Raw genomic sequence first — 11,413 nt, 5'->3', positions numbered from 1 at the left:
GTGAAGCGAGGGCGCGCAGGCACAGCCGACCACCATATGAGGGCAGGGGGAATCCAAGAGCGCAAGGACCCACTATACGTGGAATGACGCGCCATGTCCAGCGGGATCCTTGACGAGCCTCGGATGCTGCGGTATAACCGCGCCGGAACAGTGGACGGACGCGGCATCCCACCCCCACAATGAGCGGATGAGGCTGGGGAGCCAGGGGGGCTCGGGCGCGCCGATCCGCACGCCCGATCAGCGGCTGCGCGTGTTCGTGAGCTCGACGCTGAAGGAGCTGGAGGCGGAGCGGCGCGCCGTGCGCGCGTCCGTCGAGGCGCTCCATCTCGCGCCGGTGATGTTCGAGCTGGGCGCGCGACCGCACCCGCCTCGGGACCTCTACCGGTCGTACCTGGCGCAGAGCGACGTGTTCGTCGGCATCTACGGCGACAGCTACGGCTGGGTCGCGCCGGGCGAGGAGCTCTCCGGCCTCGAGGACGAGTACCGGCTCGCTCCGCGCGGCATGCCGAAGCTGATCTACCTGCGCGAGTCGGCGGGCCGCGACGACCGCCTCGACGCGCTGGTCCGCCGCATCCAGGAGGACGACACCGTCTCGTACAAGGGATTCTCTTCTCCGGACGAGCTCGCACGGCTGGTGGAGGCCGATCTCGCCGTGCTCCTCGCCGAGCGGTTCGACGCGTCCCGGCAGGGCGATCGCGCCCCGTCCCCCACGCCGGCGACGCCGATGCCGGCCGCCTACACCCGCATCATCGGCCGAGAGCGCGAGGTCGCCGAGGTCGTGGACCTGCTGACATCGGGCGGGCACCGCCTCGTGACCCTCCTGGGTCCGGGCGGCATCGGCAAGAGCCGCCTGTCGCTCGAGGTGGCGGAGGCCGCCCGCCCGCACTTCCCCGACGGCGCCGTCTTCGTCGGGCTCGAGAACGTCTTCGAGGAGCGGCTCGTGCTGCCGACGATCGCCTACGCGCTCGGCATCCGCGACAGCGGCGACATCCCGGTCGAGGAGCGGCTCGCGCTGGCCCTGTCCGCGAAGCGCATGCTCCTCGTGCTCGACAATTTCGAGCAGCTGGTGGATGCCGCGGCCGAGCTCGTCCGGCTCTACTCGATCGCCCCGCACACCTCGCTCCTGGTGACCAGCCGGGCCGTGCTGCGCGTGCGCGGCGAGCGGGTGTACGACGTGCCGCCCCTGCAGACCGCCGACGCGGCCGCGCCGCACTCGGTGTCGCGCGCCGCCGGCTCCCCCGCCGTCGAGCTGTTCGTGGAGCGCGCTCGCGCGGTGAAGCCGGACTTCGCCCTCACCGCCGAGAACACGCCCGCCGTCGTGTCGCTGTGCCAGGCGCTCGACGGCCTGCCGCTGGCGATCGAGCTGGCCGCCGCGCGCATGCGGCTGCTCACCCCCGACGCCGTGCTCGCGCGTCTGCACGGCCGCGCGTCGGTGCTCGGAGATTCCGCGCGCGACCTTCCCCCGCGCCAGCGCACGCTGCGCGCGACGATCGACTGGTCGGCCGGCCTGCTGGCTGACGACGAGCGGGCGATGCTCTGCGATCTCGGCGTCTTCTCCGCGGGCTTCACCCTCGACGCGGTCGAGTTCCTCTCGGCGGGGCGCCCGTGGGAGCCGCGCGCGATCGAGGCGCTCGAGGTGCTCATCGACAACTCGCTCGTCGCGCAGTCCGAGGTCGACGGGCAGGCGGTCTTCACGATGCTCGTCACCGTGCGCGAGTACGCCGTCGACCACCTGCGCGAGGCGGGCGACGAACGGCGCCTGCGCGACGCGCACGCCTCCTACTACCTCGAGCTGACGGGCCGCATCGCGCCCTCCCTGGGCGGCGCCGACCAGCGCAGCGCCACGCGCCGACTCGACCTCGAGCGCGGCAACCTGCGCACCGCGGTGCGGCACCTCATCGGCGTCGGCGACGCGGACGCCGCGACCGACATCGCCTGGCGGCTCTACATCTACTGGTGGCTGCGGGGCTACTTCTACGAGGTGCGGGTGTGGATGGAGGAGCTGCTGGCCGAGGCATCCGCTCTCTCTCCTCGCGCCCGGGCGATCGCGCGCTTCTACTTCCTGTGGTCGGAGATGTGGCGCACCGACGAGCGCGACGGCGTCGTGAGCGGACTGCTCGAGTCGAGCGCGCTCTTCGCGGAGGCCGGCGACGACTTCGGGGCGACGATGGCCGAGGCGACGGCGGGACTGGCGCGGATCACGATGGGCGACCCCGACATCCACGCGATGGCCGCCGACCTCGAGGGCTGCGCGGAGCGGTTCCGCCAGGGCGGTCAGCGGTGGGCTGAAGTGCTCGCGCTCATCGCGCTCGGCCGGCTGGAGTGGGCGCTCGACCAGCCGGCGGAGGCGGCGCGGCGGTTCGCCGAGGCCTCGACGGCGGCCCGCGACGGCGGGGGCATCTTCGGGCTCTCGGTCGCGACGCATCACCTGGCCCGGGCGCGACTGCTGGCGGGGGAGACGGATGCCGCGGCCTTCGGCTTCACGGAGGCGATGCGCATGTCGATGGAGCTCGACCACGACGAGGGCATCGCGTACGCGATCGAGGGCCTCTCGGCGGTCGCTTCGCTGCGCGGAGACGTCGAGACCGCGGCGCTCCTCGCGGGCGCGGCGGACAGCACGCGGGAGCGGCTGACGATGTTCGACGCCCCTCAGTTCGTCTTCCACCGGCGCTACCTCTCCGCAGCCGGCGGCGACGGGCCGGAGGTCGAGGACGCGATCGCCCGCGGACGCCTGTGGTCGGCCCGGGAGGCGGCGGCCTTCGCGCTGCGCCGCGTGCCCGCGGTGCCGCCGGGTCGCGCGCGAGAGAAGGATGGCGCGACCGGCGCTTCCGGGTCCATGATGTCGTCATGACTGGGGAGTCGTTCCCCGCGATCCGCACTCCCGATCAGCGGATCCGGGTGTTCGTCAGTTCGACCCTGCGCGAACTGGCCGACGAACGCCGCGCCGTGCGCGCCGCGATCGAGCGCATGCGCCTGGCACCGGTCATGTTCGAACTCGGCGCCCGCCCCCACCCACCCCGCGAGCTCTACCGCTCCTACCTCTCCCAGAGCGACGTGTTCGTCGGCATCTACGGCTCCAGCTACGGCTGGGTCGCCCCCGACGAAGAGATCTCCGGCCTCGAGGACGAGTACAACCTCGCCCCCAAGACCATGCCCAAACTCATCTACATCAAAGCCTCCGACACCCGCGACCCCCGCCTCACCGACCTCATCGCCCGCATCCAAGCCGACGACACCGCCGCCTACCTCCACTTCGAGGACTCCGCCGGTCTCGAGGAGCAGGTCGCGGCCGACCTGGCCATGCTGCTCGCCGAGCGATTCGATCAGTCGAAGGGCTCCTCCGGCGGTGCGGCGGCCGAGGCATCGCAGTCGCTGCGAGCCCGAGTGCCCGTCCCGTATACGCAGACCATCGGTCGCGACGGCGAGCTGGCCGAGCTGCGCGCACTCCTCGGCTCGCGCGACCACCGCGTCGTGAGCCTCATCGGCCCGGGCGGGATCGGCAAGAGCAGGCTCGCGATCGAAGCCGCGCGGGCGAACTCCGACCTCTTCCCCGACGGCGTGTACTTCGTCCCCCTCGAGGGCGTGCTCGAACCCGACCTGCTGCTGCCGACCATCGCCTACATCCTGGGCGTGCGCGACACCGGCGGCGGCACGCTCGAGGAGCGCATCGCGGGCGCCCTCGGCGAGCGGCGGGTGCTGCTCGTCCTCGACAACTTCGAGCAGCTCGTCGACGAGGCGCCGGTGCTCGTCCGGCTCTACACCCTCGCGCCCCGCGCGACGTTCCTCGTCACCAGCCGCAGCGTGCTGCGCATCCGCGGCGAGCAGGTCTTCGAGGTGGATGCGCTCCCGGCGCCGGAGGAGGGCACCCCGGCCACGCTCGACCATGCGCGCTCGTCCGCCGCGTGCCTCCTGTTCGCCGAGCGCGCGCAGGCCGCGAAGCCGGGCTTCGCCCTCACCGCGGAGAACGCCCACGACATCATCCTCATCTGCCGGCGCCTCGACGGCCTTCCGCTCGCGATCGAGCTGGCCGCCGCGAAGCTGCGCATCCTGACGGCGCACGACGTCGCGCAGCGCCTCGAGCAGAGCCTCCCGCTGCTGTCGTCGTCCTCGCGGGATCTGCCCGAGCGCCATCGCACGATGCGCGCGACGATCGACTGGAGCGTGAGCCTGCTCTCCCCCGAGCAGCGCGACATGCTCGACGGTCTCGGCGTCTTCGCCGCGCGGTTCTCGCTCGAGGCGGTGGAGGCGCTCGGCGCGGGCCGCTCGTGGGGAGAGGGCGCGATCGAGACGCTCGCCGCACTCATCGACGCGTCCCTGGTGAAGCAGGTCGACACCGCCGGGCGCTCCGCGTTCTCGCTGCTGTCGATCGTGCGGGAGTACGCCGTGGAGCGCCTCGTCGAACGCGGGGAGGCCGCCGCGATGCGGATCGCCCACGGCTCGTACTACCTCGACCTGGTGCGCCGCATCGCGCCCGACCTGCGCGGGCCCGGCCAGGCCGAAGCCGTCGCGGAGCTGAGCCTCGAGGTACCCAATCTCCGGGCTGCGGCACGGCACCTCGTGCACGCCGAGCTCGTCGACGAGGCGGCCGACTTCGCGTGGTGCCTGCTGCCGTACTGGTGGATCTCGAGCCTCTGGGCCGAGGTGCGACTGTGGATGCTCGAGCTGCTCGCCGGCGATCGCGCGCTCGCCGACCGCACGCGGGCCATCGCGACCTTCTTCTCGCTCTGGGGCGAGATGTGGCAGCGGCCGAGCGACCAGGTGGTCGACGGACTGGGCGAGTGCGTCCGGCTGTTCTCCGAGAGCGGTGATCGGGATGCCTCGGCCATGGCCCTCGCCGCACGGGCGACCACACGCCTCAACTTCCCGGGCCTCGACCCGGTCGCCGCCGAGGCCGAGCTCACACAGGCGGTCGCCACACTCAGCGAACTGGGCGACGGCTGGGGCGAAGCGCTGGCCGAAGTCGGCCTCGGATTCCTCAGCATCGTCCGCGGCTCGGTCGCCGACGCGCGGACGCACTTCGACCGCTCGGCGGAGATCGCCGACGCCGAGCAGGACATCTTCACGCGGGCGGTGGCGGGCAACAACCGCGCGCGCATCTTCGTCATGCTGGGCGAGATCGAGGCCGCCGAGCAGGAGTACTTCCTGACGCTCGATCTGTCGGCCCGCCTGCGATTCGCCGAGGGCGCCGCCTACGGCCTCGAGGGCATGTGCGCGATCGCCGCACTGCGCGGTGATCCCTGGCGCGCCGGCGTCTTCTCGGCGGTCACCCGGTCGCTCCGCCAGACGACGGGGATGTTCGACGTGGAGGGGTTCGCCGTGCACATCGCTCCCCTGGCGGCCCTGCGCGAGCGCGACCCGGCCGGCGTCGAGGCGGGTGAGCGCGACGGCGCCGAGATGAGCGCCGCGGACGCGATCCGCCTCGCGCTCCCCCGGGTGGACACGCCGGCGAGAGAGGCCCTCCTGCGATGGTGAACGTCCAGTCGCAGCATCCCGTCATCCGCACTCCCGATCAGCGGATCCGGGTGTTCGTCAGTTCGACCCTGCGCGAACTGGCCGACGAACGCCGCGCCGTGCGCGCCGCGATCGAGCGTATGCGCCTGGCACCGGTCATGTTCGAACTCGGCGCCCGCCCCCACCCGCCCCGGGAGCTCTACCGCTCCTACCTCTCCCAGAGCGACGTGTTCGTCGGCATCTACGGCTCCAGCTACGGTTGGGTCGCCCCCGACGAAGAGATCTCCGGCCTCGAGGACGAGTACAACCTCGCCCCCAAGACCATGCCCAAACTCATCTACATCAAAGCCTCCGACACCCGCGACCCCCGCCTCACCGACCTCATCGCCCGCATCCAAGCCGACGACACCGCCGCCTACCTCCACTTCCACTCGCCGGAGGATCTGGAGGATCAGGTGGCCGATGACCTCGCCATGCTGCTCGCCGAGCGGTTCGACGAGTCGCAGCTCGCCGAGGAGCCCGATCCAGCGGCGGCCGCGGCCTCGCTCGTCGCGCGCGTGCCAGTGCCGTACACGAAGACCATCGGGCGCGACGCCGACATCGCGGCCGTGCGCGACCTGCTCGCGCGCGGCTCCGACCGTGTGGTGAGCCTCATCGGCCCCGGGGGCATCGGCAAGAGTCGCCTGGCGATCGAGACGGCGCTCTCCACCGAGGACCTGTTCCCCGACGGCACCTACTTCGTTCTGCTGGAGGGCGTGCTCGAGCCGGGGCTGCTGCTCCCCACGATCGCGTACCACCTCGGCATTCGCGACAACGGCGAGGCAGCGCTCGAGGAGCGCATCTCGCACGCACTCGCCGAGCGCAAGGTCCTCGTTGTGCTCGACAACTTCGAGCAAGTCGTCGAGGCCGCGCCGGTGCTCGTCCGGCTGTACACGGTGGCGCCGACGGCGACGTTCCTGGTGACGAGCCGCGTCGTGCTCCGCATCCGCGGCGAGCGCGTGTACGAGGTGCCGCCGCTCTCGACGCCGCCGGGCAGCAACCCCGCGAGCGTCGACCGCGCCACCCGATCCGCCGCAGTCGCGCTCTTCCTGGATCGGGCACAGGCCGTGAAGCCGGGGTTCGACGTCACGGAGGAGAACGCCGCCGACCTCGCCGACATCTGCCGTCAGCTCGACGGGCTTCCGCTGGCGATCGAGCTGGCCGCCGCGAAGGTGCGGATCCTCACCCCCGCGGGCATCTCCCAACGGCTCGGGCAGAGCCTCCCCCTTCTCACCGCCGCCGTGCGCGATCTTCCCGAACGACATCGGACGATGCGGGCGACCATCGACTGGAGCGTGAGCCTCCTTCCCGACGAGCAGCGCGAGCTGCTCGAAGACCTCGGCGTCTTCGCGACGCGCTTCACGCTCGATGCCGTCGAAGCCCTGGGCGTCGGCCGGTCGTGGGAGGGGCTCGAGATCGATGCGCTCGCGGCGCTCGTCGACGCGTCGCTGGTGAAGCAGACCGAGATCGGCGGCCGGTCGGTGTTCTCGCTGCTCGCGATCGTGCGCGAGTACTCGCTGGGGCGTCTGAAAGCCCGCGGCGAAGCGGACCGGGTGCGCGCCGCACACGCCGACTACTACTTCGATCTCGTGCGCCGTGTCGCCCCGGGCCTCGGCGGCCAGGCGCAGGCGGAGGCGGTCGTGCAGCTCGGGCTCGAGCTGCCCAACCTGCGCGCAGCCGTGCGGCACCTCATCTACACCGACCGCCTCGACGACGCGGGCGACTTCGCGTGGAGCCTGCTCATCTACTGGTGGATCTCCGGGTTCTTCGCCGAGGTGCGGCTGTGGATGCTCGAACTGCTGGACAAGCAGCACGACCGGCCCATCACTCAGCACACGCGCGCGGTGGCGTGGTTCCTCGCACTGTGGGGCGAGATGTGGCAGCGACCGAGCGAACAGGTGGTCGCGGGGCTCGGAGAATGCGTGCGGCTGTTCACCGAGAGCGGCGACGAGGGCGCCTCGGCCATGGCGCTCGCGGCGCGGGCGACGGCGCGCGTGCAGCTGCGCGACCCCAACATCGCCAAGGCCGACAAGGAGCTGCGGAAGGCGGTCGCGAAGCTCCGGGAGTTCGGCAACGACTGGGCGGAGGCGATCACCGAGGTGTCGCTCGGACGCCTCGCCTGGGTGAGAGGCGAGACGGACGCTGCGCTCGCCCACTTCGATCGCGCGACCGAGCTCGCCTCCGCGGGCGGCGACATCTTCACGACCTCCGTCGCCGGCAACCTCCGTTCCCGCCTGAACTTCCAGCTGGGCAACATCGACGAGGCCGAGCGGGAGTTCATCCATACGCTCCTGCTGTCGGTGCGCCTGCACTACGAGGAGGGCGTCGCATACAGCCTCGAGGGCATCTGCGCCGTCTCGGCCGCCCACGGCGAGGCCTATCGCGCGTCGGCGCTCGCGGTCGCCGCCGGCGTGATCCGGCGGCGGATCGGCATCTTCGATGTCGGGGCCTTCACGGTGCACACGCCCTACCTCGACATCCTGCGCGGCCGCGATCCCGACAGCGTCGACGCCGGCGAGGCGGCGGGCGGCGAGCTGAGCGTGCCCGAGGCGGTGCGCCTCGCTCTCCCTCCGGACGAGCACGAAGGCGTGGCGGAGGCGCTGCGCCACTGGTGACCGCGCGCTCGCCGGCTACTCGGTCCTGCGCGCGTGGCGGAACCGCAGGCGCGTGCCCGGCCGGGCCTGCGCGACGAGGTCGAGCGAGGCATCCGTCACCACCGCGATGACCGGGTACCCGCCGGTGACGGGGCCGTCGGCGAGGAGGATCGTCGGCCGCCCGCTCGGCGGCACCTGCAGCGCCCCGGGAACCATGCCTTCGCTCGGCAGCTCACCGGTGCGCGAGCGCACGAGCTCCGGTCCGTCGAGTCGCGCTCCGACGCGGTCGGCGTCGTTCGACACGGTCCACACCGACTCGTACAGCGCCGTCATCGCTTCCGGAGCGAACCAGTCCGCGCGCGGCCCGGGCGCGAGCTCGATCTCCACCTCGTCGTCGTGCGGGGCACCCCAGGGTGCCAGCACGCTCGCCGGGATGGGAGCGGATGCCTCATCCCCGACGCCCACCTCCGCCCCGGCACGCAGCGGCTCGGGGCCGAGCCCCGCCATCACGTCGGTCGACCGGGAGCCGAGCGCGATGCGCCCCTCGAGCCCGCCGCGAACGGCGAGGTACGCGCGCGCCCCGTGGGCGAACCAGTCCACGTGCAGCTCCGCGCCCGCCGGCCAAGGGTGAGCCTCGTACGGATCCACCTCGCGGCCGTCGAGTCGCAGCGGCCCCCATGCCCCGGTGACGGCGAACCACAGGTCTCGCCGCGCGACGGCGCGGAAGCCGCCCATCGTGATCTCGACCCCCGTCGCGTCCTCGGGATTGCCGACCAGCCGGTGCGCCGTGCGCAGCGCCGCACGGTCCAGCGCGCCGGAGCCGGCGACGCCCAGCGCCGCGGCGCCCGGGCGTCCCGCGTCCTGCAGGGTGGCGAAGAGGCCCGGCTCGACCACCTCGAACCCGGGTGCCGCCGGCTCGGCTGCCTCGGTTTCTTCGGATGCCTCGAGGTTTTCGGCCGCGACGAGCTCCCGGACGGCGCGGAACCGCACGCGCATTCCCGGCGCGAGCAGGGCCGGGGACGCGGCATCCGGGTCGAACAATGTCGCCGCCGTGCGCCCGATCAGCCGCCAGCCGCCCGGGGTCTCGCGCGGGTAGGCGCCCGTGAAGCCGGCGGCGAGCCCGACGGCGCCGGCGGGCACGCGGGTGCGCGGGCTCGCGAGCCGCGGGACGTCGAACGTCCAGTCGTCGCTCACGAGGTAGCCGAAGCCCGGCGCGAACCCGGTGAAGGCGACGGTCCAGGCGGCGCCGGTGTGGCGCTCGACGAGCTCGCGCGGCGCGATGCCCAGCAGGATTGCGGTCTCGGCGAGGTCGGCTCCGTCGTAGACGACGTCGACCTCGACCGTCGGGCCCGCGTCCGCCGCACGCTGCTCGGCGGCTGCGGCGGTGCGCTCGGCCCAGGTGCGCGCCGCGGACACCGCGAAGACGCGCGGGTCGACTCGGATCAGCACGGTGCGGGCGGCGGGTACGAGATCGATCACACCGTCGGGGCGGGACGCCTCGAGCCCCGCGTGCACGGCGAGCACGTCGCCGAGCGTCTCGGCCTCGAGCAGGAAGGCGCGTTCTCCGACCGGCAGCACCCGCACGTTCACCACGGCGCGCGCACCTCGATGCCGGAGTCGTCGAGCGCCGCGCGCACCGCGCGGGCCATGGCGACGGCCGACGGCGAGTCGCCGTGCAGGCACAGTGACGCGGCGTCCGCCTCGACGAGCGAGCCGTCCACGGCCTCGACGACGCCCTCGCGCACGAGGCGCACGGCGCGATCGGCGACCGCGCGGGCGTCGTCGAGCAGCGCGCCGGGCGCCGTGCGCGCCACCAGACCGCCGTCCGGCAGGTAGCCGCGGTCGAGGAACGCCTCGCGCACGAACGGAAGACCCGCGGATGCCGCAGCCGTCGCGATCTCGCCGCCCAGGCCGAGCACGGGAAGAGCGCGGCCGAGCAGCTCGGACTGGTCGGCGACCGCCCGGACCACGGCATCGGCCTGCCCCCGGTCGGCGGTGACGGCGTGGTACAGCGCGCCGTGCGGCTTGACGTAGCGCAGGTCGGCGCCGGCGGCGACGAGCGCGCCGAGCTGCATCGCGACCTCCGCGGCGAGCGCGTCGGGCGCCATCGCCATCGCGGTGCGGCCGAAGTCCGCGCGATCGGGGTAGGACGGATGCGCGCCGACGGCGACCCCGAACCGGGCCGCGCGTTCGACCGCGTCGCGCATGGACGCGGCATCCCCCGCATGCCCGCCGCAGGCGACGCTCGCGCTCGAGATCACCGCGAACATCGCCTCGTCGTCGGCCGTGGGAACGCCGTCGACGGTCTCGCCGAGATCGGCGTTGAGGTCGATGGCCGCCATGTCTCCACGGTACTGCGCGGGCCCGCGGACTAACGTGAGAAGCATGGCGCGCGGAGGGGACGAGGCACCCGCTCCGTCGACGCGCCTCCTCGACGGGACGATCGCCTCCGTGATCCGCTCGCCGTTCGGCGGCGGATGGGAGCTCGACGTCGACGGCACGCCCCAGTCCCACGTCGACCTCGACGACCCGACCCACCTGCACTTCGAATACGTCGCTCGCATGGGCGCCGTGATCGACAGGCTGCGGATGCCGGGACAGCCGCTCACCGCGATCCACCTGGGCGCCGGCGCCCTCACCATCCCGCGGTACGTCGAGGCGACGCGGCCGGGCTCGCGGCAGCAGGTCGCCGAACTCGAGCCGGCGCTGTGGGACCTCGTGCGCGAGAACCTGCCCCTGCCGCGCGGGGCGTCGATCCGGGTGCGGATCGGCGACGCCCGCGAGGTGCTGGGCCGCCTGCCGGCGGGGCTCGTCGGTGCTGCCGACCTCGTCGTCTCGGACGTGTACTCCGGCGCGCAGACCCCCGCCCATCTCACGACCGTCGAGTTCTACACCAAGGCCGCGCGGTTCCTCGCGCCCGACGGCGTTCTGCTCGTCAACGTGTCCGACGGCGCCGGACTCGCCTTCGCCCGCCGCCAGGTCGCCACGGTCGCGGCCGTGCTGGAGCACGTCATCGTGCTGGCGGAGGTGCAGACGCTCAAGGGCCGCCGCTTCGGCAACCTCGTGATCGCCGCATCCCGCGCGCCGCTGCCGACCGAATGGCTCCCGCGTCTCATGGCGGCGGGCCCGCACCCGGCCAAGGTCGCGCAGGGCGCCGAGCTCGCCGAATTCGCCCGCGGTGCCCGCGTCGCGACCGACGCCGACGCGACGGCCTCGCCCAAGCCGTCGTCCTCCCTCTTCGACCGCTGACCCGCGGCCCACGCGCGGCGCTGGGCCCCGCGCTGCGCGCGCCGCTGCGGCCCCGCGCCGCGCGCGCCGCGCGCGCCGGC

The 11,413-nt window shown here is 73.2% G+C and carries 6 protein-coding genes; 4 read left to right on the top strand and 2 right to left on the bottom strand.

Annotated features, from left to right (window positions below):
- Window positions 1-187: 187 nt before the first annotated feature.
- The 3 genes from JX005_RS15400 to JX005_RS15390 are packed head-to-tail and all read left to right on the top strand — an operon-like array spanning window position 188 to window position 8,105.
- On the top strand, window positions 188-2,851 hold the full coding sequence (locus JX005_RS15400; RefSeq protein ID WP_214468478.1) for an ATP-binding protein: 2,664 nt from the start codon (window positions 188-190) through the stop codon (window positions 2,849-2,851).
- Window positions 2,848-5,472 carry a DUF4062 domain-containing protein gene (locus JX005_RS15395; protein ID WP_214468477.1) on the top strand — a complete coding sequence of 875 codons (2,625 nt, stop codon included), beginning with the start codon at window positions 2,848-2,850 and terminating at the stop codon, window positions 5,470-5,472. Before JX005_RS15400 ends, JX005_RS15395 begins: the two co-directional genes overlap by 4 nt.
- The gene (locus JX005_RS15390; RefSeq protein WP_214468476.1) at window positions 5,466-8,105 is read left to right on the top strand and encodes a DUF4062 domain-containing protein; all 2,640 of its coding nucleotides are present in this window, start codon (window positions 5,466-5,468) and stop codon (window positions 8,103-8,105) included. The genes JX005_RS15395 and JX005_RS15390 overlap by 7 nt, the downstream gene beginning before the upstream one ends.
- Before the next feature lie 15 nt (window positions 8,106-8,120).
- On the opposite strand, the gene JX005_RS15385 is transcribed toward JX005_RS15390, so the two are convergent.
- Together JX005_RS15385 and JX005_RS15380 are read right to left on the bottom strand one after the other, a co-directional pair.
- The gene (locus JX005_RS15385) at window positions 8,121-9,677 is read right to left on the bottom strand and encodes a 5-oxoprolinase subunit B/C family protein (protein WP_214468475.1); all 1,557 of its coding nucleotides are present in this window, start codon (window positions 9,675-9,677) and stop codon (window positions 8,121-8,123) included.
- On the bottom strand, window positions 9,671-10,426 hold the full coding sequence (locus JX005_RS15380) for a 5-oxoprolinase subunit PxpA (RefSeq protein WP_214468474.1): 756 nt from the start codon (window positions 10,424-10,426) through the stop codon (window positions 9,671-9,673). The genes JX005_RS15385 and JX005_RS15380 overlap by 7 nt, the downstream gene beginning before the upstream one ends.
- 43 nt (window positions 10,427-10,469) lie before the next feature.
- On the opposite strand from JX005_RS15380, the gene JX005_RS15375 reads away from it, so the two are divergent.
- A complete protein-coding gene (locus JX005_RS15375) occupies window positions 10,470-11,333 on the top strand; it encodes a spermidine synthase (RefSeq protein WP_214468473.1) in 864 nt (287 codons plus the stop codon).
- Window positions 11,334-11,413 lie beyond the last annotated feature (80 nt).

The organism is Microbacterium flavescens, assembly GCF_018588945.1.
Lineage (GTDB): Bacteria > Actinomycetota > Actinomycetes > Actinomycetales > Microbacteriaceae > Microbacterium > Microbacterium flavescens.
The sequence above is the reverse complement of the archived record's forward strand: the minus strand, read 5'-3'. Positions and strand labels throughout refer to the sequence as shown.

What these genes read in the sequence shown, in the direction of transcription:
- JX005_RS15400 (WP_214468478.1), top strand. Translation starts at nt 188, where the DNA reads ATGAGGCTGGGGAGCCAGGGGGGCTCGGGCGCGCCGATCCGCACGCCC.
- JX005_RS15395 (WP_214468477.1), top strand. Translation starts at nt 2,848, where the DNA reads ATGACTGGGGAGTCGTTCCCCGCGATCCGCACTCCCGATCAGCGGATC.
- JX005_RS15390 (WP_214468476.1), top strand. Translation starts at nt 5,466, where the DNA reads ATGGTGAACGTCCAGTCGCAGCATCCCGTCATCCGCACTCCCGATCAG.
- JX005_RS15380 (WP_214468474.1), bottom strand. Translation starts at nt 10,426, where the DNA reads ATGGCGGCCATCGACCTCAACGCCGATCTCGGCGAGACCGTCGACGGC.
- JX005_RS15375 (WP_214468473.1), top strand. Translation starts at nt 10,470, where the DNA reads ATGGCGCGCGGAGGGGACGAGGCACCCGCTCCGTCGACGCGCCTCCTC.